Origin of the sequence: Shewanella sp. KCT, assembly GCF_007636505.1 — a bacterium.
Lineage (GTDB): Bacteria > Pseudomonadota > Gammaproteobacteria > Enterobacterales > Shewanellaceae > Shewanella > Shewanella halotolerans.
On record NZ_LVDJ01000013.1, the window covers coordinates 37,746 to 62,179 of the forward strand.

Genomic DNA, 24,434 nt, shown 5'->3' on the forward strand with positions numbered 1-24,434 from the left:
GCCAATCAAGACCAGATATTTCCCTACTCATGTGACTCTTGGGTTTGACTCTTGGGCCGGCCCAAATTCGACAATTCGAAACTGAGAAAGCTCGGCCCAACCACTAAACAACCGTGGATTAATATATTGATAATTAAGCTTCTTCTACGATGCGCTTCATCTCGGTCATGTAACCGCGAAGCTCGGCACCTATGTACTCAACCGCGGTGTGACGGATAGCATCGTTCACCTCGATCAGACGCAGGTTATCGACGCCGTTGCCACTGTCTTTCAGGCCGCCGCCCAGGTACTCGGGAGACATCTGATTCACATAGTCACGCAGCAATGGCACGGCGGCGTGGTTAAACAGGTAGCAGCCATATTCGGCGGTATCTGAGATCACCACGTTCATCTCGTAAAGACGCTTACGGGCGATGGTGTTGGCGATCAGTGGTGTCTCGTGCAGCGACTCATAATAGGCCGACTCTTCGACGATACCGGCCGATACCATGGTATCGAAGGCCAGTTCCACACCCGCCTTGATCATGGCGACCAGGAAGATACCCTTATCGAAATAGGTCTGCTCGTCGATCGCCTCATCACATGCTGGGGCATTCTCGAAGCCAGTTTCGTTGGTCTCGGCGCGCCATTTAAGCAAGTTGGCATCGTCGTTGGCCCAGTCTTCCATCATGGTCTTAGAGAACTCACCGCTGATGATGTCGTCCATGTGCTTCTCAAACAGTGGCTGCAGAATCGCTTTGAGCTCCTCAGCCATCTCGAACGCCTTGATCTTGGCAGGGTTTGAGAGGCGATCCATCATGTGAGTGATACCACCATGCTTAAGCGCTTCGGTAGTGGTCTCCCAACCTTGCTGGATAAGCTTGGCGGCGTAGCCTGGCTCGATACCGTCGGCCACCATCTTCTCATAGCCCAGGATGGCACCGGTTTGCAGCATGCCACACAAGATGGTCTGCTCGCCCATCAGATCCGACTTCACCTCGGCGATGAAAGAGGAGTGCAGCACGCCGGCGCGATCGCCACCGGTAGCGCTGGCATAGGCCTTGGCCACTTCCAGGCCATCGCCATTAGGATCGTTTTCTGGGTGAACGGCGATCAGGGTAGGTACACCGAAACCACGCTTGTATTCCTCACGCACCTCGGTACCCGGGCACTTAGGTGCCACCATGATGACAGTGATGTCGGGACGCACCTGCATGCCCTCTTCCACTATGTTGAAGCCGTGAGAATAAGAGAGCACCGCGCCCTGCTTCATCAACGGCATCACGGCATTCACCGCATCCGTGTGTTGCTTGTCGGGCGTCAGGTTAAGCACCAGATCCGCATCAGGGATCAGCTCTTCAAAGGTACCAACGCGGAAACCGTTGCCGGTGGCTTTCTGGTAGGAAGGACGCTGCTCGGCAATCGCCTGCTCGCGCAGGGCAAAGGAGATATTCAGGCCAGAATCGCGCATGTTGAGACCCTGGTTAAGGCCTTGGGCGCCACAGCCCAGGATGACGATATTCCAGCCCTTGATATAGTCACAGCCTTGACTAAATTCGCTGCGGTCCATAAAACGACACTGGCCAAGTTGCTCTAATTGTTGGCGTAAATTCAGAGAGTTAAAATAATTAGCCATCAGATTCCCTACCTTTAAACGAAACCGTTGAAAATGGGCTCAACCGCCTTGGCCAAGCTGTGAATGAGATCAACTATAGCCCATGTCTTTTATTGCTTAAAATGATATATTCGAAACGTCATATTGCATTTTTTGCAACATCAGAAGGACCGGTCTCACTCTCGAATCAAGCTAAAAAAGTAAGGCGCCACCATGGATATTCGTACCATCAAACTCTATCTGCACCTGAGCAACAGCCTGCATTTTGCCCGCACTGCCCATCAGATGCATGTCAGCCCCTCCACCCTGAGCCGCGCCATGCAGCGCCTGGAGGAAGAGGTAGGAGCCAAGCTGTTCGAGCGCGACAATCGCAGCGTGACCCTCACCAATGCCGGCGTCGAGTATCGTCACTTTGCCGAGCAGACTCTGGATAACTGGAGCAAGCTGAAACACAGGCTGGATCCCAAACAGGATCTGCTGCGCGGCCGCCTCAACATCTACTGTTCGGTCACCGCCGCCTATAGTCATCTACCGGCGCTGCTGGATCGCTTTCGTAACGAACATCCCTTAGTGGAGATCGCCCTCACCACGGGGGACGCCGCCAACGCAGTAGAGATGGTGCGCCAGAACCGCGCCGACATCAGCATCGCCGCCAAGCCCGAGTCCCTGCCCGAGTCCTTGCACTTCATCAAGATAGACAATGTGCCCTTGGTGATTATCGCCCCCACCTTCAAATGCGCGGTGCAGGAGCTACTGACCGAACCCTATATTCCCTGGGACCGCCTGCCCTTCATCCTGCCGGAACATGGCCCTGGGCGACTGAGAATCGAGAACTGGTTCAAGCAGCTGGGGCTCAGTGCCAATGTCTATGCCCAGGTCTCGGGGCAGGAGGCAATCGCCTCCATGGTGGCACTGGGCTGTGGGGTAAGCATCACCCCAGAGGTGGTGATTCAAAACAGCCCGGTAAAAGACAGGATCCAGCAGCTTAGCTCGCCGGTCGCCATCCCGCCCTTCGAACTTGGCTGTTGCAGCAAGAAAAGCCGTGAAGATGAGCCGGTGATCGCCGCCTTCGTCAAAGAACTCAATGCGGTCAACTAGCAAAAAACTTGCTTAAAGCAGGCCTCTGCTATACTGATTTCATCGAAGAATTTTCAAGAGGTTAGCTATGGTGTCATGGGGACGCTTGGTCACTCGCTTATGCTGTGGCTTCGCCTTGTTATTCTCGGCCCTTCCCGCCCTGGCCACGGCCACGGCCTCTGTCACCATATGTGTCGAAAACACCGAGTTCCCCCCCTTCAACTATTTCGACCGTAACCAGAGCGTCGAGCCCCGCAGCATAGGTTACGACATCGACATCCTCAACCTTGCCTTCGGCAAGAGCGTGCTGAGCCATAAGGTGATCGCCCTGCCCTGGAATCGTTGCCTCAAGGAGGTCAAACAGGGCACGGTCGATGCAGCCATGAGCGCGTCGCTTAACAGCGAGCGTCGCCGTGACTATCTAATCTCCGCCCCCTACTATTATCTGACCCCCAGCTACTACTACCTCAAGTCAGACTTTCCCAAGGGGGTAGAGGTGCAGCGCCTTGAGCAGCTCAACGACTATGGCAGCGTGTGTGGCATCAAAAACTTCAACTATGAGAACTTCGGCCTCAAGCCCGACTTTCACCTGTTTCAGATCCGCAACCTGGCTCAACTACCCGAGATGCTCACCAAGAAGCGCTGCCAGTTCTTCCTCGCCCGCAAGGAGACACTCAGCGGCACCTTGGCCATCAACAAGATGGAAGACTTCTACGCTCGACTTACCGGTACTGTGGCCCCCAACACCAAGCCCGAACCCTTCTATATGCTGATCTCGAAGAACTCGCCCCACAAAGAGACCATCAAGCAGCTATTCGATGCCAAGATCGACAGCCTCAACAAACAGGGCAAATTACGCCCCCTGCTCGAGCATCACCTGCAGCTACTTAGTCAAAGCTATTGAGGCAAAGCTATTGAGTCACGCCTACTGAGCCTAACCTATTGCCCTAAATTTATTGCGTGGGCGATGAGATAAACCGGGCGGCCAGCTACCTTGCAGCCAACTTAGCCTATACTTAATACCGACATCTCAGCCACAAGACTTTCAAGCAGTTGGCGAACCCGACGTGACCTTTACCCTAACCCTAAGACGGTACGTCCATGCCAAAGGAATGACACACTCAACGCCAATGCACCGAAAGGGGGAGACATGACCGCCTTTGCCATTTTTATTGTATTGATCGGTTTGATGGGACTGCTCGCATCGCTCATTCCTACCTATCAGATCTGTCTGCTGAAACCACCACAGACACAAGGTTGGCACCTGCTGCTATTTATGATTGGCATGTTTATTTTCGGCTACCTGGGATTTCTGTGGATGCTGCTTAACCGGGAAACCGGTCCGCTGGAAACCGTGGTCTCACTGGTATTTTCCGCCGGTGGCGCCTTCGTCTGGTTGGTGGTCAAGATGAGCAAGAAGACCATAGTCAAGCTGCAAGACACACTGGAAGATAAACACTACCAGGCCTATCACGATTCGCTGACCGATCTGCCCAATCGCCACATGCTGTATGAAACTATGGAGCGGCTGATCAAGGAAAACGGCTCCCCCTTCGGCTTCATCATGATGGATCTCAACGACTTCAAGATGATCAACGACAACCTGGGCCACGACGCCGGTGACAAGGTGCTGGAGATCATCGCCTACCGTATCGAGCGCATCATGCCGCCCCAGGCACTTCCGGTGCGATTGGGGGGCGATGAGTTTGCCGTGCTAATGCCCAAGAGCGAGCTCGGCCAGGCCCAGCGTCTGGCTAAGCAGATCCAAAAGGCAGTGATCGAAGATATCCACTGCGAGGGCCATCTACTCGCCGTTGGCATCAGCATAGGCATTGCCCTATACCCCCAAGATGGCGACGACAGAAAGACCCTGATGAAGCATGCCGACATCGCCATGTATCGCAGCAAACAGAATAACAGCGACTATGAGACCTTCTCACAGGTGGCCGATATGCCTGCGCCTCTGGGGCAGTTCAGTCCCTGAGACTGTCTAGCCATGTCACTCGGTTCATTACTGCTCGACTGCCGCCACTAAGGGCGGAACCTCGGCGGGAATGCGCGTCACCAACAGCTGGTCCACCTTATAGGCATCGATATCCACCACCTCAAACTTGAAGCCACCGAAATTCACGAAATCGGTGCGCTTGGGGATCTTACGCAGCATAAACATCATGAAACCCGCGATAGTCTCGTAGTTCTGACTCTGTGGGAAGGCCTCGATACCGAAGGCACGCATCACGTCAGTTATGGGCGTCACGCCATCCACCAGCCAGGAATCCTTATCCCGGGCGATGATCTGCTCCTCACTCTCATGGAGTGACCAGGCGCCCATCACGGCGCTCTGTAGATCGTTGGTGGTCACTATGCCGACCACCAGGGCATATTCGTTCATCACCACGGCAAAATCGGCCCTGTGATTCTTAAAATATTCCATCGATTCCGACAGGCTCAGGCTATCCGGGATGATCAGACAGTTGTGTACTAAGGTGCTGTCCTTGAGGGTGATGCTCTGGCCATTGATCACCCGAATCAACAACTCCTTGGCGTCGACGACCCCCTTGATGGTGTCCAGCTGGCCGTCGCACACCAAAAACTTGGTATGGGGATCTTCGGCGATCTTGCGTTTGATCACCTCCTCATCGTCCTGCAGCAGAAAGTAGACCAGGCTCTCCCGCGCCGTCATGGCCGCGGTGACAGGTACCGTCTGCATCTCGAACACGTTCTCGATCATCTGCTGCTCATCCTTATCCAGCACGCCCGCCTCGGCGCCTGCGTCCATCACGGCATAGATGTCGTCAGAGGTCACTTGGTCGTTACGGGCCGTGGGGATCTGCAATAGCCGAAAGATGGCATTGGCTAGACCGTTGAATACCCATACTAGGGGCGTCAACAGGCGGATACAGAAGGTCATGGGGTCGACAAGCACCAGCGCCACCCGCTCAGGCATCGCCATGGCGACCCGCTTGGGCATCAGGTCGGCGATCAAGATAAACAGGCTGGTCACTATGATGAATGACAACACAAAGCTGAGCTGGCTAAGCCAGGGATCGGCCACCCAAGAGTGTAATCCAGCCTTGATATAAGGGGTGAAGGCGGACTCACCCACGATACCCCCCATGATCGCCACCGCGTTCAACCCTATCTGCACCACGGTAAAGAAACTGCCGGGGTGAGCCTGCAGCTGTAACACCCTTTCCGCACGGGGATCCCCCTCGTCGGCCAGCTGACGCAGGCGGATCTTACGCGCCGCCGCCAGGGCGATTTCCGACATGGAGAAAAAACAACTGGTGCCGATCAACAACAAAATAATCAACATGTTATCTAGTAGACTCATTTTAAACCTAACCTAAAGCTCAGACAGGCCAGCATCGGCCAAGCGCTCCCCAGGGATGGGGACTAAGAGACATTAACCCTAAATGATGTATGCAGTGTGAAGACGCCAACCATTATAGTGACTTACACCTTCATAAGACGTGATTGAGATTCCACCTCAAGATGCCGAATTGGCGGGAACAGTGCCGCAATAAGAGACGGCTGAGAATATGGAGCACCTTTTATCAGAAATTGGCCAATAGGCAACTAAATTTTGTACAAAACGCCTAAAAAACGTATCCCTGCTACACTTTCTTTCAGGTTTAACAACAAAAACAAAAGGATTTGTTTATGGCCATCGCCTGCGTCACCACGCGCGCCAGCTTGGGCGTGGCAGCTCCCGAAGTCACGGTCGAAGTGCATCTCAGCAATGGCTTGCCCGCCTTCAGCTTGGTGGGACTCCCGGAGACCTCGGTCAAGGAAGCCAAGGAGCGAGTGCGCAGCGCCCTGATCAACGCCGGATTTGAATTTCCGCAACGCAGAATAACCGTCAATCTTGCCCCAGCGGATCTACCCAAGCAGGGGGGCCGCTACGATCTCCCCATCGCCATCGGCATACTGGCCGCCTCCAAGCAAGTGCCCGATACCCATTTAGCGGATCATGAGTTCATCGGCGAGCTAGCCCTCTCCGGGCAAATAAGGCCCTGCAACGGCATCTTGCCGGTGATCATAGATGCCCGCAAGCAGGACAAGACCTTAGTCCTCCCCCTGGAGAATCGAGGCGACGCCGAACTGGTCGGTTATCGAAAGTGCTTCTTCGCCGCCCACCTGCAAGGCTTAGCCCAGTACCTGCACGGTCAGACTTCACTGCCAGGCCTGACCCAAGATCTGCAGTGGCTGGACTCCCAACCAGACACGGACCACAAGTGCCTCAGCGATGTGATCGGCCAATATCAGGCCAAGCGCGCCCTGGAGATCGCCGCCGCAGGCAATCATAACCTATTGTTTCTCGGTCCTCCGGGGACGGGTAAGACGATGCTGGCCAGCCGCATGATGCAGCTGCTGCCGCCACTGGACTATGACGAGGCGTTGGAGGTCGCCGCCATTCACTCGGTGGCGGGGCTCAGCATTCCCATGCAGGCTTTTTATCAACGCCCCTTTCGCTGCCCTCACCACACCAGCTCGGCCATCTCACTGGTGGGCGGTGGCAGCCATCCCAAGCCTGGCGAGATCTCCCTGGCCCATCGCGGCGTGCTCTTCCTCGACGAGGTCGCCGAGTTTCCCCGCAAGGTGCTCGATTGCCTGCGAGAGCCGATGGAGACCGGCGAGGTGGTGATCTCCCGCGCCGCCGCCAAACTCACCTTTGCCAGCCGCTTTCAGTTGATCGCCGCCATGAACCCCAGCCCCTGCGGCGACAGTGCCAACGCCAGAGCCACCCCGGATCAGATCCAGCGCTATCTCGCCAGACTCTCGGGGCCCTTCATCGATCGCTTCGATCTCACCATAGAGGTCCCCCGGCTGCCCCAAGGCACACTCACCAGCAGTCAGCGTGGTGAAACCAGCCGAGATGTTGCTCAGCGAGTGCATCAGGCCAGGGAGCGCCAGCTGAGCCGCGCCGGAGTACTCAACGCCGAGCTGAGCGGCAAACTGCTCACGCAAACCGCAGGCTTCAGCCAGAAAGATCTCGAGTTTCTCGAGCAGAGTGTCAACCAGCTCGGGCTCTCGGTGCGCAGCTATCACAGGCTGCAGAGGGTTGCCCGCACCATAGCCGATCTTGAGCAGAGCAAAGATGTTGCACGCCACCACATCGCCCAAGCACTTGGCTATCGCGCCATGGATCGTCTGCTCAATAGCCTGAAAACGCCTTACTGAGATCAGTTATATCCTTACCTAAAACAGGGTTATCTTGGCAAGATGAACAGGATAAGATTGAGCTAATGGGCTCAGGCGAGTAACATAGGTCTCCGAATTTTTTATGGGGGCTTTAATGGGCGCGGTGTTATCACTAATAAGAGGCAGCTTGGCATTTAGCTGTTATGTCATCAACACCCTTTTTTGGGTAATACCTATCTTATTGGTAAGTATAATAAAACTTATCCCTATCACGCCGCTACGTACCCTGTGTAGCTACCTGTTGGATCACTGCGCGACCGCCTGGATCAGCGTCAACACCTTAATCGAACGTCTGTTCCACCGAGTGGATGTTCAGATTGAAGGCGACAGCAATCTCTCCCCCAAGGAGTGGTACATGGTGATCGCCAACCACCAATCCTGGGTAGATATCTTGGTCCTGCAACGTATCTTCAACCATAAGATCCCTTTCCTGAAATTCTTCCTGAAGCAGGAGCTGCTCTACGTGCCAGTGCTGGGCCTCGCCTGGTGGGCGCTAGACTTCCCATTCATGCGCCGATACTCAAGCGCGCAACTGCGCAAGAATCCAAAGCTCAGGGGCAAAGATATCGAGATCACCCGTAAGGCCTGCGCCAAGTTTAAGACTAAGCCGGTCAGTGTGATGAACTTTGTCGAGGGCACCCGCTTTAGACCCGAGAAACATCAAAAGCAAAACTCAGAATTTAACCACCTGCTCAAGCCGAAGGCGGGTGGTATGGCTTTCGCCCTGTCGGCAATGGGTGAGCAGATCCATAAACTAGTCGATGTCACCATCTATTATCCAGGCAACACACCCAGCTACTGGGACTATATCTGCGGCCGGGTCAAACAGGTCAGGGTCCACATCAAGGTCAGCGAAATCGCTCCCGAGATGCGTGGCGACTACCTCAATGATCGCGCCTACAAGATCAGTTTTCAGGAACAACTCAATCGTATCTGGCAAGAAAAGGACGCCATGTTAACGAAAATGGCGCAGCAATAACCGCAGATAAGGTGCTTTAGAAAGATGCTAAATTTTTTACCCGGACCCCTCCTGTTTGCGCTTAGCCTGACCTTGTTGATCATCAACACTGTGTTATGGAGTACTTTGATCTGCGTTGGCGGCATAATTAAACTCCTGCTACCGATCGCACTGCTGCGCACCGGGATCACTCACTTGATGAATCGCTGCATGTGGAGCTGGGCCAGCCTCAATGGCGGCATTCTGTTTTTGATCGCTAGGATAGAGTGGGATATCGAAGGGCTTGAAGGACTGAAGAAAGATGGCTGGTACCTGCTGATCAGCAATCATCTCAGCGGGTTCGACATCGCCGCCCTCACCTATGTGCTGCGTAACAACATCCCTATGCTCAAGTTCTTCCTGAAGAAAGAGCTGCTCTATGTGCCTTTCCTTGGCCTCGGTTGCTGGGCATTGGACATGCCTTTCATGAATCGCACCAGCGCCAAGCAGCTGCGTAAAAACCCTAAACTCAAGGGCAAAGACTTAGAGACCACCCGCCGCTCCTGTGAAAAGTTTAGGACCATTCCTACCTCTATCATCAACTATGTGGAAGGTAGTCGCTTCACCCCGGAGAAGAAGGCTCGTCAGCGCTCTCCATACCGCTATCTGCTGCGCCCAAAGGCCGGCGGCATCGCCTTTACCATCTCGGCCATGGGCGAGCAGTTTACCAGCCTGCTTAACGTCACCCTGGTCTATCCCGACTCGGCCGACAACACGCTATCCGAGGTGATGCACGGCAAGGTGAAACGTATCGTGGTGCGCATCGAATCTATGCCGGTGCCCGAAGTGGACGATCAGCAATATTTCAACGACGCCGAGTGTCGTGCCCAGTTCCAGCGGTGGCTCAACGGCGTCTGGCAGCAGAAAGATGAGCAGATCCACCAGATCTTGACTCGCTACAACTCAGATCAGCTGGTTAGCGAAGAGACCCGCTCCCTAGCCGAGAGTCGCTAACCTTATCCCCATTCGCCGCCCTCCCAGGCGGCGAATGCCTCGAGTTGTCAACAAAATTATCTCAGCAAATCTGCCAAATATCTGTAACCAACAGAAATAACGGTTAAAAACTTGCGTTAGACTTAAGTTCTACCCTTAGATTGTTGACAATTTATACTTCCCGCACTAATTTCATAACTTCTCCAATCCCTTAATGAGCAAGTCCATGGCGTTAGATGCAATAACCACATTAGACACAGAGACGCCCGCACTCACCCTGGCCGATAAAGCCTTACAGGCGATCCAGACCAGTATCATCAAGGGAGAGTTGGCCCCCGGCAGTAAGATCAACGAGCAGATGCTTGCCCAACGCTACGGCATCAGCCGCGGCCCCACCCGGGAAGCCCTGCTGACCCTGGAGCGTCGTCGTCTCATCGTCAGAATCCCCCATGTCGGTGCCCGCGTCGCGCAGCTGTCAATAGATGAACTCAACGACCTCTATCGTTTGCGCAGCGTGTTGGAAGGCATGGCCTGCGAGCTGGCCGCGAAACATATTACGCCAACGGCACTGATGCAACTGCAACGCCTGATGGATAGTCAGGAAGCGGCGCTGGCCAAGGGTGACACCTATTTTCAACAAGATGGTGATGTGGATTTCCACTACCGCATCATACGCGCCAGCGGCAGTCGCCACCTGCAGGAAACGCTAATCGGCAACCTCTACCACCTGCTGCGCATGTATCGTTATCAATGCACCAGCGAGAGCCGGCCGACCAGGGCGATCGCCGAACACAGACGCATTGTCGAAGCCATTGCCGCTGGCGACGGCGAATTGGCCAGCCTCTTGATGCGACGTCATATTGAACAGGGTCGAATCAATACAGAGAAACGACTTAAGGCGCTACAGGCAGAGTAGCGCGAACCGGGTTCATGCCAGCGAACACTCGTTGGCATCGACTTGAAAAGGCCTTGCCCCTCCCTTCCGGCAAGGCCTTTTCTCTTTAAAATCAGATATCACTCAATCTTCACGCCAAATTATTGTAAATGTCATAAATTTGACTACAAATTTTAATTAAATGTTAATATACTTGCCTGCCTGAATGACCAAACTAAATGCATAGATATGCATTGGCAGAGAGTAGTCGCTGTGAATCCAGTCCATTTTATCGCTAGACACAAACCGTCATCGCTTTTCCGCTTGTTTGCGCTAATCACCTTACCCCTATTTGTCTCGGCCTGTCAGAGCAATCTCCCAGCCCAGGCAGAGAGAGACTATCTAGAGGTCACTCCGGCGCAGCTAAGTAAGTATTGGGTTATCCAAGACAACACCCTGAATTGGCAGGGATTGATCGAACAAAAACAGAAACTCAATATCAGCTTTGGCATCAACCCATCGGGGCAGTTAGTGGATCTCGAACTCGACGATCTATCTATCTCGCCCGAGCAAAGAGAGGCCCTGCTAGCCAGATTTAGCGAGCAGAGATTTAACGCCACGGTCGACAATAAGACGTCCCAGCCGGTGCGGGTCTCCGCCACCGTGATGTTTAATTAAAAAAGGCGCCTGGTAGGCGCCTTTTTCATATCAGATTCAAGGGTTAGGGCGCAACGCGCTCAACCTTTTGCATCCAGCCTTCAGGGCCCTGACGCTTACCCTTCTGGATATCCGTCAGCACCTGATAGATGCGGCGGGTATGCTCGCCCACCTGACCATCACCGACCGTCAATACTCTATGGTCTTCGAAGATATAGGAGCCCACGGGCGACACCACGGCGGCGGTACCAAAGCCACCGGCCTCGACGATCTCACCAGACTCGATATCGGCAATAAACTTGTCCAGCATGACCGTCTCTTGGCGCACCTCACAGCCAAGCGCTTCTCCCAGCTCCATGATGGATTGCGAGGTAATCGACTTCAAAATGGTATCGGTAAATTTAGGTATGATGATGGTGCCATCTTTAAGCACGTGGAAGTGGTTCATGGCCCCCACCTCTTCGATCTGCTTGTTGTTGGCGTCGAGATACAATACCTGGGCCGCACCGTATTCCGCTGCGGCCTTACCCGCTCTGAGCGAGGCAGCATAGTTACCCGCCGCCTTAGAAGCACCCGTGCCACCCGATACCGCGCGGTGGAATCGCTCGGTGATCAGCAGACGAATCGCCTTATCGAAGCCATCGGCATAATAGGCGCCACTCGGGCTCAACATGACACAGAAGGTATATTGCTGGCTCGGACTCACCGAGAGTCTGTCTTCGGTGGCAAACACGAAGGGACGAATATAGAGACAGGCCCCATCCTGCATCGGAAACCACAGCCTGTCGACATCGATCAGGGCATTGATACCCGCCAGCTGCATCGCCTCGGGAACAGGAGGAATACAGACCACCTCACCACTCAGGTTGAGACGCTCGGCATTCTTGTTTAAACGGAAGGTATAGATCTCACCATCGTCATGCATGAAGGCCTTAGCCCCCTCGAAGATGGACTGACCATAGTGCAGTGCCATGGCACCGGGCGCCATCTCGAATGGTCCGTAAGGGACTACCCTAGGATCCCGCCACTCCCCATCGCGGTAATCCATCAAAAACATATGGTCAGTTCTAAGATTGCCAAAGCCAACATTGGTCTCGGGCTTAAACTGCTGTGTTCGGCGTTCAGACGCAGGTTTTAAATTATAATTTATTTGCATTGCATACCACCTTGAATACTGATCTAGCAGACTATGGACGCCCTGCTTTAAAGTCAAGCCATAAGCGGTCTGGCACGAAATTCTTCATCCCACCCAGAGTACAGATTTTTAGACAGCCAAGGTGTTACGCCCCAGGAGTTTCTTCCTTTACTCTTGGTATGCTAACTCGCCACAGTGATGACACTTACCAACTGCAAGACAGGTCTGACAGGAACGAACCTTTCCCTGCCCCTTATCGAGAAAAAGGCTAATGCGCCGAGTCATCTCCTGCATCATCTCTTTAGTAATGGGCCGCTTCCAACGATATCGATTCATCAGATGGCTTATATGACGATACTGTGTCTCATTGTCCGGTGTCAGATAATACTCATCCATTAACCTGCTCTCGCAAGAAGATGTCGCCCCCGCTAAGAAAAAGTACAGGGACTGCACCAACTCTTTAACTTCCACCTCTGTCGCCTGCAGTTCTCCTGCGGCAACGGCGGCATCTATAGGTTGCCTGATACAGCTCCAAAACAGATTCACTCTATGCCTAAGAACATCTATTTTTTCTGAACTTGCGAGCTGCCAAAACATACTATTTATCGAAACCAACCTTAATATATTAAATATTGAGCTTCTTCGAACCATTTCAAAGGTAAATAACAAGGGAAGCACCGCGCGCTGATAAATATCAAAATCAGGATTTTCATCGATAAACACAGGTATTCTGGTTGATGTGGTATTTCTTAAGAAAAGACAAACTAATACATCTTCTTTTGATTCAAAATACTTATAAAGTGTATTCGTTGAGCAACCCGCCTGCTTAGCGATCTGCGCAAATCTGAACGAAACAACACCTTGATTATCAATTAACTTTTCAGCTTCATCTAGTAACTGATTACACCTTAACGCCTCAAAATCATCTCTGGGACAGCGCATATGATTCACCACACAATAATTAATCTACGGCCTATTTTATGACTCCTATATCTTTAACATAAGAAAAAGAAACATTTTCTTAATCATCATCACATAAAACTTTCTTTTCCATATTAAAGTGTGATTTTGCGCATGATTGGAATACAGCCCAAAAATTACTGTTACCTCAAGTTAATCGGAGGTAATACATGCAAACAAGACGTTCGTTTTTAAAATTAGGTGCGGGAGCAGCTGCCGCTGGTGCACTCGTCCCCTTCGCTACTCATGCCAGCCCATCCGACATCAAGTGGGATGAGGAACATGAGATTATCATAGTGGGCTCAGGCTTTGCAGGTTTAGCCGCGGCGGTTGAAGCCGGCAAGCTTGGTGCTAAAGATGTCGTGGTATTCGAAAAACTGGGCGTATATGGCGGTAACAGCACCTTAAACGCCGGTCAAGCCTGCTTCGCCAATACAGACTTACAGAAAAAGCTCGGCATCGAAGATAGCGCCGAGCTGATGGTACAAGATCAACTCAAATCGGGACGAGGCTACGCCAGCGAAGTCTTGTTACGCCACAGCGCCGAGCTTGGCCCCTATATCTACCAGCTCACCAAGGATTGTGGTTGTATCTACCGCGACCACATCATCAATACGGGTGGAACCAGCGCCACCCGTAGTCATCAGGTCGTCGAACGCAGCGGTTCCGGGTTCATTCGCCCTATGCTTAAAACGGCGCGCAGCTATGGTGTAAAAACCAAGATACGTCATAAATTTGAAGGCCTAATCACAGCTGCCGACGGCAAAGTACTCGGTATTAAGGTGCGTAGAGGCTACCACTTCGGCCATGAAGACTCAGGAGAAATGATCAATGTTCGCGCCCTGCGAGGCGTGTTGATCGCAACGGGAGGCTTTGGTGCGAATGTCAGCTTCCGTCAGGCGCTTGACCCCAATCTTGGCCCTGAAGTTGGCTGTACCAATGCTCGCGGCGCCACCGGCGATGGCCTGATTGCCATGCTGGCCGAAGGAGCCATGCCTGTCCACTTGAGCTTCATTCAGTCTGGTCCCTGGGCCTCTCCCGACGAAGGCGGATTCGGCTATGGCGCCGGCTTCTCTCTCTACAACTTCCCTCACTCTATCGCAATTGACAGGTCTACCGGTCAGCGTTTCATGAACGAAACGGCCGATCGCAAGACCCGTGCGGATCTTGAGGTACAGCGCCGCGATAAGGATGGCAAACCAAATCCAGCGTTATTGATTGCGCCTAAACACGAAGCGCAAAAAGACCCTTCTCTGGAAAATGTACTGCGCTACAAGGTCGCGTGGGAGTTCGACAGCGTCGAGGCCATCGCCAAGCATTTCGAAGTGCCTCTAAAGCCACTGAAAAAGCAAATTGAAGACTGGAATACCTACGTCAAGGCCGGTGAGGACCCTCAATTTGGCAAACGTATGAACATGAGTACGGGTATCTACCTCACTCCTCCGTTCATCGTGCAGCGCTTATGGCCCAAGGTGCACTACTGTCAGGGCGGTATTCAAATCAACACCAAGGCCGAGGTGATCGCCGCTAAGACAGGTAAGAAGATCCCGGGTCTTTACGCCGCCGGTGAAGTATCGGGCGGAATTCACGGCGTTAGCCGCTTAGGGGGCTGTTCCACACCAGAATGCATGGCGTTCGGCGTAACCGCTGCGCGTTCAATGATGAAAGCATAAGGAATTAACATGAATAAGATCAACCTATTACTTTTGCTGGCATTGACTAGCTGTCTCACTCTTTCGGCACATGCGAGAGACAAGCGTGACTACCATGACATGGTCTACGACTCCGGCTGTAAGACCTGTCATGACCAAGGCGCCAAACGTTTTCCCTCGGATCAGGCCTGCCTACAGTGTCACGACATGAGTGAGTTGGCGGAGCAGACCAAACGCGAAGGCCATGACGCCAAACAGAATCCACATGACAGCATGCACTATGGCCAAGAGGCTCCCTGCATGGAGTGTCACGGAGAGCACACGCCTAAACAGGCAATCTGCATGGACTGTCATAACTTCGACTACCCCAAATTCAAACACTAATAAGCAATAAAACGCGAAAAGATATGAAGATAGCCAGATAAAAGGGGCAATTAAGATAATAACGGTTAGTCATAACCACACCCAATTGTATTAATAAAATATGTTGCTTTAACTATGAATAACATGGCTATTCCCTAATTCAATTAGGGCCAGACTATTGCTCATCAACTTGCACCGACAACTTTGGCCCCGCCCTCGACCCTATCGAGGGCTTTTTCGTATAAAAATTGTTAGCCCTCTGGGGATATTTTTTTAAAACTCTCTTTCTCGCCAATCTTGGCGAAGCTGAAGGTATTCGGGGCGATATAACGTTCTAGCTGAATATCCAGCATCAGGGTCTGGTCGGCGCCAAACAGCTGGGTTAACTGCTCAGGTTCGCAGCGAAACTCGGCGCTTTTGTAATGGCAAAAACCCTCTGCGGGCCTAGGGATCAGCTTAAGCCCCAGCTTGCCTGCACGTATCTTGGAAAGCTTGTTGGCATCCAGATAGAAGGTGATCACGTTGCCGTTGACGCTGTTGCGCTGCTTATCCAGCACCATGGCGCGGGGTAACTTCGAGGCGTGATACTCATCACCCGCCAACAGATAACAGTCGAAGTCGGTCACCCTGTGACCCAGATTATCGAACACCCGCACCACCAGCATGCAGTAACGGGGTGGTTTACGACTCGCCTCGGATGCCTCTGCCACCTGCTCTCTGAGTCGGTGATAGCCCTCACGGTCATCAACCGCCAGACAGGCCAGGATGTAGGCAACTATGGGCTTGTTGGCGGCATTTCGCTGGGTCACAGAGTTCATGATCCCCATCTTGCGATTGCTATGACTCGCCTTTGGCACAATCCCTAAGACGCAAGGCTCAACGGCCTGGGTGAGCTCCGTTAGCGCCAGAGTCTCAGCACACTCACCATCGAAGCTCTCACACTGAATCCCAGTTTGCTGCGCCAGCTTAGCGTAGACAAAGTTCATGTTGGCGGCGCACACCCGTACCACACCATCTGAGCCTACCTCGCCGGTGTAACTGTTCATATAGTCGTAAAGCGCACCGTCTATGGTTTCTCCTGTGAGCACGAAGGGATAAACGCCGGCACCTAGCCAATCCTTTTGCTGCCAGCTTAAGTTGAGTTCGTGCTGTCCGTCGCTGCCCAGCTCCAACCAGTCCAGCACGCGCTGACCCGGCTCGACACCATCGAACCAGGCTTTGAGTCGGCTCACCCTGGATTTACCCAGCTGTGCCAATGCCGAACCATGATTGGCGGGCGCCAGCATGATCAGGTGTTGCAGCGGCGCCGACTCGGCATTCTTAAAGTAGCGACACAGCCAGTGGCGCATCAGGGGGCCACCTGTGGAGTGCGTTATCACAGAGAAGGGCTCATCCCCCAGTTCGGCGCGGCGGGCGGCCTCGAAGGCGATGCTGAGATCTTCAAGCGTCACCGCGTCGTTGAAGCTGATATAGCGCCCTAAATAGATGTGCTGAATATCCAGGGCCAAGGCCTCGGGGGCCAGCTTAAGCAGCGCTTGGGGCAACTCGCCGTAGGTCTGGGTACTGGTGACACTCCATCCATGTACAAACACCAATTTCATGGTTTCACTCCTTTATAAAACGGCGCACTCACAGGAGTAGCCCGCTCATTTCGTCACACAAGCAATCCACCTATCGGCAAGACAAATAGAAACTAACTTGCAGATCTCATTCAGTTTTGGTTCAGCAAGGCTAACTTACTATGCCCTCAACGAAAACAACACCACCTTTTAAAAGAGAGCATATTATGACTAAGAAGACATTAGCAGTAGCCGCAGTCATCACCGCAGCATTGTCAGCGCCAACTATGGCCGCAGATTGGTTCATCGGTGGCGGTATCGGTTCACAAGAGAACAACTACAAGGCAGAGATCACCGAAGCGGTCGATCCAGACTTCAGCAAGGGCAGCTTCAAAGATTCAGATAGCGACATGATCTATGAGCTACGTGGCGGTGTTTACCTCAATGACAACAACCGCGTATACGGTACTTACTCTTACAACTCAGATGACTTCGCTAAGCAGCAGAGCTTCTTGATGTCTTACGACTACCTGGTCGGCCTGGATGCAAACAACAAGTTCAACTGGTTCATCGGTGCGACAGCTGGTGTAAACCACACGAGCCCAGACACAGACATGCTGGAATCTAAAAACACCTTCGTATGGGGTGGTCAAACAGGTTTCATGTACAAGATCAACGATAGCCTGAGCACAGAGATCGGCTACCGTTACCTGAAGCAAGACTATGAGAAAGGCTTCGCGTCAGACGCTGGCGACAAGGCATCTTTCTCACTGGATGACAGCCAACAGGTTTACCTGTCTGTAGACTACCGCTTCTAAGCCGAGTCTATACAAGAAAGCCCCGCAAGGGGCTTTTTTATTGGGCGCTTTTCCCTGTTTCTATCATTCAATTAGCTTCCTCGACCAGCAGCCAATCGCCCACGGCCTGCAAGGGAATATGCTCTTGTTCGATCCAGGCCACCCAGGCCAAACGCTTAGGCGTATTATCCGCCTTAGCGAGCGGCTCAATGCTCCCGCTAAAGGTGACTGCCTGTTTATCCCAATTCTGTCCAGCCAAAGCCGGTCCAACCAAAGCCTGTTTAGCCGAGCCCTGTTCAACTGAAACCTGTTCAAGCAAGGCCTGGTCATTTAGGGGCTGGCTAGCTAACGCCGAATAACGCCTGTGGCTCAAGACCACGAAGTCTTCCACCAGGTGTTTGCCTCGGTTCTCTCCCCTACCCACTCGAGTCGTCAGCCCGCTACCCAGCAGGGCAAGGTGCAGGGTGAGCCCTTGATTGCTGGGCAACCGGCTGTCGAAGCTGGCCATGAACTCTTGCCCCGTTATGGTCAGGCTTAATCTGCCCACTAACGCTCGCTTATCGGACTCATCGGGCAGCAGCGCCTGCCCTCCTGGTCGCCACTCGCGGCCATTGATCACCAGCTGCGGGGTATAAACCTGGGAAATGCCCTTATGATTGAGGTAATCATACTGGCGTTGACTGAAGGCGCGTTTAGCGAAGGGATCTTTCCAGCCGAGATAGTTCCAGTAGGTCACATGAAACGCCAGCGGGAAATAATAGTTCCAAAGGCCGGTCTCTTGTTTAAATCCCGAGAGCCATCGCTCCATGGGCGGACAGCTGCTACAGCCTTGGGAGGTAAACAGCTCTATCACAAGCGGTTGCTGCTCACCACTGCGCTTATGAAACTGCGTCAGTGTCTGAGCCGCAAAAGTGGAATGAGCCAACAGGCTCAGCATTAACAAGAGGGCGACTTTACTCAAGGCGGCTTATCCTCCAAGATGATATGGGTCTACTCAATAGACCCGGCGCCGCGCCATTTACGTTCATGGACGCACGCTTCAACCTAAGGAAATCCTATGCAACCTTACCGCATCATAGACTGTCATGTTCACGACCACCTGGAGCTGGCCTGCATCAGAGGTTATCAGCTGCTTATCGAGACCTCGGCCGGAGAGGTTAGGGCCACTGCCATCACACTCACCACCCAAGCGGATAAGAGCGAATACCTGGCGGTGAGAAACGAGGCGGGCGAGCAGGCGATCCGCCTGGATCATATTCAGGCCATCACCCCCTTAACCCAGGGCGCGGCGTTCGATCGTGTGGTGATCGCACCGGCAGACAAGTCACGAGAAGATTAACGGCAGAGCTCGCCGACAGGTCGGCTACAGGCCCTTTGGGCTAGGATGCTCGCCACGCCGACGAAATAAACAATGTTTAATCCATATATAGATGGATTTTTAGACATTTAGCACGAATTAGCTATTCACTCAGATAGCCGCACTGATAGAATCGAAGCACCATCCAGAAACTATTAGGACCTCCCCATGAGCCTTGAACTACTGTCCAAGCTGGAGACAAAAATCCAAGCGGCACTCGAAACCATTGAGCTACTGAAAATGGAGCTTGAAGAAGAGAAGCAGAAGAACCATACCCTGAACGAACAGAACCAACAGCTGAGCCAAGATCTCACCTCTTGGAACGAGAAAGTCACCGGGCTTGTGGGTCTGCTGAACGACGAAGTTAGCGAATAACCTTAGCGACTAACTTCAGAGGAGAGGCGCTTATACAAGGAGCATGAGGCTCTATTGATAAGCGCGTTCGATGCGCGAAGACCTAAGCCGTCTTCGCCTCGTTATGTTGGTGCTCAATCATTTCATTCAATTCCATGATGGCGCGTTTTACCTGAGGCAGGCTCTGACGCGGCAGCAAAAATTTTCCTTTCTCGAACTCTAATCGTCCCAGGTCTTTTACCCAGATCACCCCGGAAACAAAGATTCGGGCATGTTTGACAATCAATTTCGGTGCGTAGACAGGAAAAACTCTCATGAGACCTCCAAGCAAGACTCTGCGTTCTTATTTTTATACTTAGATTCGACAGGTCTTTTACCATGTTAGTTTCAATTTTCTGAGCATTTTTTTCGCGAAATTTGACCCGCATGCCATAGTGCTAAAAATTTACCTTGTCTATCAGACTAATAGACTAGGCGAAATAAAAATTGGCGCTTGCCAAATTTTTGACACACTGGTAGATTGGAGCAGTTACTCAGGGTAAATAGAGCTTTTTAGCTCAATAACCGTATTTCCATAGCGACCGGAAATACGGTTTTTTTTATTCTGGGCAACAAAAAAGGGGCCTAAGCCCCTTTCGATAACCGACTGCCAATTACTTCAAGCTAGTCAGGTAGTAAGCAATCTGTAGCAACTCGTCGTAAGACTTAATCGCACCAGTCTCAACACGGTACTTGCCGTTCACGACCAGGGCAGGTACGCCAGACAACTTGGCATTCTCAGTGGCACGCTTCATCTGCGCCATCTGTGCACTCACCATGAAAGAGTTAGCGGCGGCATCAAAATCTTTGCCATCTACGCCATTGGCGATGAACAGCTGACGGATATCGTCACGGCTAACGAAACGTTGCTTCTTGTCGTGGATAGCGGCAAAAAGCGCGTGTTCCATCTTGTCTTCAACCTTAAGCTGATTCGCTACGGCGAAGGCACGAGACATCTCTGGGCCCATTTCACGGCCGATAAATTCAACATGGTTCTGCTTAAACACTACGCCTTCTGGCAGGTTAGCCTTGATCTTAGGCACCTGAGTCTTGGCAAAGTTGTAGCAATGTGGGCAGTAGAAAGAGAAAAACTCGGCGATCTCAGGCTTAGCCGTAGCCGGGCCATCGTTGATCACCGTGTAATGAACTCCCTCTTTGTAATCGGCGGCCAGTGCCGCCATAGGGGCAACTAAGAGTGCCAGTGCTACCAATAACGCTTTCTTCATTATGCTTCCTTAACAGTGCCTCAGCACCACTATGACAAAAAGATTGACCATACCTTAAAGTGGTTTGGAGTCCACCTCAAGCGGATAAGTTCATTTTTCTGTTACAAATTACAGCCAAATTAGCCCCGACTAATAGGGGATCAGGGTGATCGGCGGCTCATCTAACTTAGCCAGCTGCTCCTTGAAGGCCAGGATCTGCTGCTCCCAATATTTCTCCTCGCCGTACCAGGGGAAATGCATCGGAAAGGCGGGATCCTGCCAGCGGCGGCTCAACCAGGCGTTGTAATGCAACATGCGCATCGCCCGCAGCGACTCGATAAGATGCAGCTGGCGATTATCGAAGTCGCAAAACTCCTCGTAGGCCTCCAGCAACACCTCAAGCTGCAGCGTCTGGTGTGAGCGCTCGCCCGAGAGCATCATCCAGATATCCTGCACCGCGGGCCCCATCTTGGCATCATCTAAGTCCACGAAACCGGGGCCGTCCGGGGTCCACAAGATGTTGCTGGGGTGCAGATCCCCATGCAGGCGAATCGCCTCGGTGGGATATTGATGCCAGATGGCTTTCGCCTTCTCCAGCACCTGCTCAACTATAGTGAAATAGGCGGTCTCAAGGCTGGGTGGCACATGATCTGAGCCCTTGAGCCACGCCAAAGACTCATCGCCCAGCAGCTTAGGCGTCAGGGTCTGACGATGCACAAAGGGACGACGCTTGGCCATCTGATGAATACGGCCGATGAAATGTCCCACCTCCTCAAGCTGCTCCAGGTTATCCACCTCGAAGGCGCGCCCACCCATGGAGGGAAACAGCGCGAAGCGATAACCCTGATATTCCTGCAGTGAGCGTCCCTCGATGATCACCGGCGCCGCCACAGGGATCTCCTCCTCCACCAGCTCGGCGCAAAAGTCGTGCTCCTCCTGGATCTGCTCGTTACTCCAGCGCTCGGGGCGATAGAACTTCACCACATAGCGTCGCCCCAGATCGCAGCGAAACTGATAGACGCGGTTCTCATAACTATTGAGCGCTAACAGCCCTGTCTCGGGGTAGATGCCCACAGACTCAATGGCATCCAGGATAAGATCCGGCGTCAAGGCCTGAAAATGAAACCCCGCCCCTTGCATCGATTCTGTCATAGCTGTGACTCCAATAGGCTGGCCAGATAGACGAGCACCTCGACCTCATCGTCACGCTCCACAGACAGCCAGCAAACATCACCATAAAACTCATAATTTAGCTGCAACAGGCTGCCCTCGAACTCCAGCAGCCACTGATGCCTATCGGCGCCCCAATGACGCTCGATCACCCGGCAATCTAGCGCCTTAACGAGCGCCTCGGCAAAAGGATCGAAGCGATCAAAATCCACATCGGCCAGAATCGACAGGCTCTTGGCCTGGGGCTCGACCTTAATGGCGCTGATCTTCAACTCTTGATTCATAACTTACTCAGGGTGTTCCCTGCCTCTTCAAACTGATTCTTTTAGGCCCACGCGCGGCTATCTCGGCCGGCTAGCTGCTACAGGACATGATAAGTCCCTGTCCCCACTCGGGTGGGCGCTTGGCGTAGGCTTCATTCTCCGGCTGCTCGTCGAAGGGGCGTGTCAGCAGCTGGTGCAGATCGGCCAGCGGCTGGGTATTGCCCTCTTCACAGGCAATAATCGCCTCCTGAGCCAGATAGTTGCGCAGCACATACTTAGGATTCACCTGTGCCCGCGCCGCCTGCCAGCTGGCCACATCACTCACCTGTCCCAGGCGCTCGCGATAGGCCTGATACCAGGTATCGAAACCGGCGAGATCGATAAAGTCATCCCTGAGGGTGGAGTGTTGGCTATTCGGATCCAGCTGCGCAAAGCGGCGCCAGGTGTTGGTGTGATCCAAACGGTTAGCCTCCATCAGCTGGGTAAAGCCGCCGATCAGCTGTAGGTCCGCCTCATCCTTCTCACTGCCTGCCAGCTCAACCAACTTGATGCCTAGCTTATCGCGCATCAAGACCAGATAGGCCTGCACTAAGTGATGTTGGTAGGTATTGAGGGCGGCGATTAGATCGTCCGAGGCGATAATCGGCACCAGGGCCTGGGCCAGACGCTGCAGGTTCCACAGGCCGACGCCCGGCTGCTGACCGAAGGCATAGCGACCATTGGGATCCGAATGGTTACAGATAAAGTCCTCCTCGAAGGTATCGAGGAAGGCGAAGGGGCCGAAATCGAAGCTATCGCCAAGGATCGACATGTTGTCTGTGTTCATCACCCCATGGGCGAAGCCGACGGCCTGCCAATGGGCGATCAGCTTAGCGGTATCGGCCACCACACGGTTAAACCAGGCGATGTAGCCAGCCTGGTCACGGCTCAACTCGGGATAGTGCTGGCTCAGGGTAAAGTCGAGCAGCTGCTTGAGCTTATCCTTGCTGCCCTGCTCGCTGTGGCAGAAAAACTCGAAATGACCGAAGCGGATATGGCTCTTGGCCAGACGCACGGTAATGGCCGCCGTCTCCTGAGTCTCACGCCATACCGGCAAGTCAGAGCCGATCACCGCCAGGGCCCGTGTCGTGGGGATATTGAGATGATGCAGCGCCTCGGAAACCAGAAACTCGCGCACCGCGCTGCGCATCACGGCGCGGCCGTCGCCATGGCGGGAATAGGGAGTCATGCCCGCGCCTTTTAGCGCCACATCCCAGTAGCCCTGTGGACCCTCGGCCTCACCGAGAATGATGGAGCGGCCGTCGCCAAGCTGAGGCGAGTAGCCGCCAAACTGATGACCGCTATAGACCTGGGCATAATAGCTGGCACCCGGGATCGCCTGATTGCCTGCCAGCCCCTGTAGCAACTCGTCATCGGGCTGCTTAAGCCCAATTAGCGCGGCGGCATCTTCACTCCAGGCCAGCCACTGAGGGCGCGGCAGCCCCTGAGGGGTCACCTGGGAATAAAACCCGCTAAGTTGGTCGAAATAATCTTGCTTAAACTTCATTGGCTAACCCTTATGCTTCACTGGCTCACCATAGTTTCCAGGCGTTGACACTTAAGCGCGCCCGCCTCGTTGCGCTGACAAAGTTCACCGCACAGATAACTGCCGCTGCCCGTCTGACTCAGCTTCAACATGCCAGCCCCCTTTGCCAGGCACTGATCCAGCTGCTGATAGTAGCCGCTTATGTGCTGGTCTAGCTCACCTTGACTCGTCAGCGCCTCGGCGGAGGCACCCGGCGCCGCATCGGGATAATAGAAGAGGGTCCATTGTGGCACCTGGGTACAAGCCGTCATAGTTAATAGTAATGCCGCGAAAGCCATCATGCTGCGCATTTTAATCTCCTGTTACCACAGATTGTCCAACCTAAACCAAGGCCAATATAGCCCTGCGACCTGAGACATAAATGTTCCGGACATAACGCCATTTCCTTTCCATCCCTGGGACTCTTGCCAGTCATCCTGCGGACAGGGCATAAATGTTCCGGACATAACGCCATTTACTCTCCATCCCTGGGACTCATACCAGTCATCCTGCGGATAGGGCATAAATGTTCCGGACATAACGCCATTTCCTCTTCATCCCTGGGGCTCTTGCCAGTCATCCTGCGGATAGGGCATAAATGTTCCGGACATAAAAAAGGCGACACTCAGATCGCCTCTTTAGTATTGCTTGACTAGTTTACACGGCTATTCGCCGAGAT

General features: G+C 53.2%; 25 protein-coding genes. 13 read left to right on the forward strand and 12 right to left on the reverse strand.

Annotated features, from left to right (window positions below; all coding sequences use genetic code 11):
- Window positions 1–133: 133 nt before the first annotated feature.
- The gene (gene ilvC / locus AYI87_RS16780; protein WP_144203853.1) at window positions 134–1,615 is read right to left on the reverse strand and encodes a ketol-acid reductoisomerase; all 1,482 of its coding nucleotides are present in this window, start codon (window positions 1,613–1,615) and stop codon (window positions 134–136) included.
- A 192-nt stretch (window positions 1,616–1,807) separates the two neighbouring features.
- Between ilvC and ilvY the strand changes: the two genes are divergently transcribed.
- The 3 genes from ilvY (at window position 1,808) to AYI87_RS16795 (ending at window position 4,655) form a co-directional block, all read left to right on the forward strand.
- Window positions 1,808–2,692 (forward strand): HTH-type transcriptional activator IlvY, encoded by an 885-nt coding sequence (gene ilvY, locus AYI87_RS16785; RefSeq protein WP_144203854.1) that lies wholly within the window; start codon window positions 1,808–1,810, stop codon window positions 2,690–2,692.
- 67 nt (window positions 2,693–2,759) lie between these two features.
- Entirely contained in the window at window positions 2,760–3,575 is an 816-nt protein-coding gene (locus AYI87_RS16790; RefSeq protein ID WP_144203855.1) for a substrate-binding periplasmic protein, read from the forward strand.
- A gap of 246 nt (window positions 3,576–3,821) precedes the next feature.
- Complete coding sequence (locus AYI87_RS16795) at window positions 3,822–4,655, forward strand: GGDEF domain-containing protein (RefSeq protein WP_144203856.1); 834 nt, start codon at window positions 3,822–3,824, stop codon at window positions 4,653–4,655.
- Between the two features lie 27 nt (window positions 4,656–4,682).
- Here the strand turns inward: AYI87_RS16795 and AYI87_RS16800 are convergent, their stop codons facing one another.
- Window positions 4,683–6,005, reverse strand: a complete 1,323-nt coding sequence (locus AYI87_RS16800) for a hemolysin family protein (RefSeq protein ID WP_144203857.1) — start codon at window positions 6,003–6,005, stop codon at window positions 4,683–4,685.
- 329 nt (window positions 6,006–6,334) lie between these two features.
- Between AYI87_RS16800 and AYI87_RS16805 the strand changes: the two genes are divergently transcribed.
- The 5 genes from AYI87_RS16805 to AYI87_RS16825 all read left to right on the forward strand — a co-directional run bounded on the left by AYI87_RS16805 (window position 6,335) and on the right by AYI87_RS16825 (window position 11,358).
- Window positions 6,335–7,855, forward strand: coding sequence for a YifB family Mg chelatase-like AAA ATPase (locus AYI87_RS16805; RefSeq protein WP_144203858.1), 1,521 nt, complete (start codon window positions 6,335–6,337; stop codon window positions 7,853–7,855).
- Window positions 7,856–7,970: 115 nt separating this feature from the next.
- Window positions 7,971–8,855, forward strand: coding sequence for an acyltransferase (locus tag AYI87_RS16810; RefSeq protein ID WP_144203859.1), 885 nt, complete (start codon window positions 7,971–7,973; stop codon window positions 8,853–8,855).
- A 24-nt stretch (window positions 8,856–8,879) separates the two neighbouring features.
- Window positions 8,880–9,827 carry an acyltransferase gene (locus AYI87_RS16815; RefSeq protein ID WP_144203860.1) on the forward strand — a complete coding sequence of 316 codons (948 nt, stop codon included), beginning with the start codon at window positions 8,880–8,882 and terminating at the stop codon, window positions 9,825–9,827.
- Window positions 9,828–10,032: 205 nt separating this feature from the next.
- On the forward strand, window positions 10,033–10,722 hold the full coding sequence (locus AYI87_RS16820) for a GntR family transcriptional regulator (RefSeq protein ID WP_260865164.1): 690 nt from the start codon (window positions 10,033–10,035) through the stop codon (window positions 10,720–10,722).
- Between the two features lie 282 nt (window positions 10,723–11,004).
- A complete protein-coding gene (locus AYI87_RS16825) occupies window positions 11,005–11,358 on the forward strand; it encodes a hypothetical protein (protein WP_144203862.1) in 354 nt (117 codons plus the stop codon).
- A 43-nt stretch (window positions 11,359–11,401) separates the two neighbouring features.
- Here AYI87_RS16825 and AYI87_RS16830 read toward each other — a convergent pair whose 3' ends face one another.
- Both AYI87_RS16830 and AYI87_RS16835 read right to left on the reverse strand, forming a co-directional pair.
- Window positions 11,402–12,493: a branched-chain amino acid aminotransferase gene (locus AYI87_RS16830; RefSeq protein WP_144203863.1), complete on the reverse strand. Its 1,092-nt coding sequence runs from the start codon at window positions 12,491–12,493 to the stop codon at window positions 11,402–11,404.
- Window positions 12,494–12,640: 147 nt separating this feature from the next.
- A complete protein-coding gene (locus tag AYI87_RS16835; RefSeq protein WP_144203864.1) occupies window positions 12,641–13,414 on the reverse strand; it encodes a TetR/AcrR family transcriptional regulator in 774 nt (257 codons plus the stop codon).
- Window positions 13,415–13,602: 188 nt separating this feature from the next.
- On the opposite strand from AYI87_RS16835, the gene AYI87_RS16840 reads away from it, so the two are divergent.
- Both AYI87_RS16840 and AYI87_RS16845 read left to right on the forward strand, forming a co-directional pair.
- Window positions 13,603–15,105 (forward strand): flavocytochrome c, encoded by a 1,503-nt coding sequence (locus tag AYI87_RS16840; RefSeq protein WP_144203865.1) that lies wholly within the window; start codon window positions 13,603–13,605, stop codon window positions 15,103–15,105.
- A 9-nt stretch (window positions 15,106–15,114) separates the two neighbouring features.
- A complete protein-coding gene (locus tag AYI87_RS16845; protein ID WP_144203866.1) occupies window positions 15,115–15,468 on the forward strand; it encodes a cytochrome c3 family protein in 354 nt (117 codons plus the stop codon).
- 230 nt (window positions 15,469–15,698) lie between these two features.
- Here AYI87_RS16845 and AYI87_RS16850 read toward each other — a convergent pair whose 3' ends face one another.
- On the reverse strand, window positions 15,699–17,048 hold the full coding sequence (locus AYI87_RS16850; RefSeq protein ID WP_144203867.1) for an esterase/lipase family protein: 1,350 nt from the start codon (window positions 17,046–17,048) through the stop codon (window positions 15,699–15,701).
- 185 nt (window positions 17,049–17,233) lie between these two features.
- Here AYI87_RS16850 and AYI87_RS16855 point away from each other — a divergent pair, with 185 nt between their 5' ends.
- Window positions 17,234–17,824, forward strand: a complete 591-nt coding sequence (locus tag AYI87_RS16855) for an outer membrane beta-barrel protein (RefSeq protein WP_144203868.1) — start codon at window positions 17,234–17,236, stop codon at window positions 17,822–17,824.
- 67 nt (window positions 17,825–17,891) lie between these two features.
- On the opposite strand, the gene AYI87_RS16860 is transcribed toward AYI87_RS16855, so the two are convergent.
- Entirely contained in the window at window positions 17,892–18,764 is an 873-nt protein-coding gene (locus tag AYI87_RS16860) for a DUF1223 domain-containing protein (RefSeq protein WP_260865165.1), read from the reverse strand.
- Window positions 18,765–18,860: 96 nt separating this feature from the next.
- On the opposite strand from AYI87_RS16860, the gene AYI87_RS16865 reads away from it, so the two are divergent.
- On the forward strand, window positions 18,861–19,142 hold the full coding sequence (locus AYI87_RS16865) for a Rho-binding antiterminator (RefSeq protein WP_144203869.1): 282 nt from the start codon (window positions 18,861–18,863) through the stop codon (window positions 19,140–19,142).
- 186 nt (window positions 19,143–19,328) lie between these two features.
- Window positions 19,329–19,535, forward strand: a complete 207-nt coding sequence (locus tag AYI87_RS16870; protein ID WP_011864073.1) for a cell division protein ZapB — start codon at window positions 19,329–19,331, stop codon at window positions 19,533–19,535.
- 82 nt (window positions 19,536–19,617) lie between these two features.
- On the opposite strand, the gene AYI87_RS16875 is transcribed toward AYI87_RS16870, so the two are convergent.
- From AYI87_RS16875 to AYI87_RS16900, 6 genes are all read right to left on the reverse strand, one after another.
- Complete coding sequence (locus AYI87_RS16875) at window positions 19,618–19,830, reverse strand: DUF1107 domain-containing protein (protein ID WP_011864072.1); 213 nt, start codon at window positions 19,828–19,830, stop codon at window positions 19,618–19,620.
- Between the two features lie 337 nt (window positions 19,831–20,167).
- Window positions 20,168–20,779: a thiol:disulfide interchange protein DsbA/DsbL gene (locus AYI87_RS16880; RefSeq protein ID WP_011864071.1), complete on the reverse strand. Its 612-nt coding sequence runs from the start codon at window positions 20,777–20,779 to the stop codon at window positions 20,168–20,170.
- A 129-nt stretch (window positions 20,780–20,908) separates the two neighbouring features.
- Window positions 20,909–21,910: a serine/threonine protein kinase gene (locus tag AYI87_RS16885; protein ID WP_144203870.1), complete on the reverse strand. Its 1,002-nt coding sequence runs from the start codon at window positions 21,908–21,910 to the stop codon at window positions 20,909–20,911.
- Window positions 21,907–22,212 carry a DUF3630 family protein gene (locus tag AYI87_RS16890; protein WP_144203871.1) on the reverse strand — a complete coding sequence of 102 codons (306 nt, stop codon included), beginning with the start codon at window positions 22,210–22,212 and terminating at the stop codon, window positions 21,907–21,909. The genes AYI87_RS16885 and AYI87_RS16890 overlap by 4 nt, the downstream gene beginning before the upstream one ends.
- 70 nt (window positions 22,213–22,282) lie before the next feature.
- Window positions 22,283–23,737 (reverse strand): protein adenylyltransferase SelO, encoded by a 1,455-nt coding sequence (locus AYI87_RS16895; RefSeq protein ID WP_144203872.1) that lies wholly within the window; start codon window positions 23,735–23,737, stop codon window positions 22,283–22,285.
- 17 nt (window positions 23,738–23,754) lie between these two features.
- Entirely contained in the window at window positions 23,755–24,066 is a 312-nt protein-coding gene (locus tag AYI87_RS16900) for a hypothetical protein (RefSeq protein WP_144203873.1), read from the reverse strand.
- Window positions 24,067–24,434: the final 368 nt, after the last annotated feature.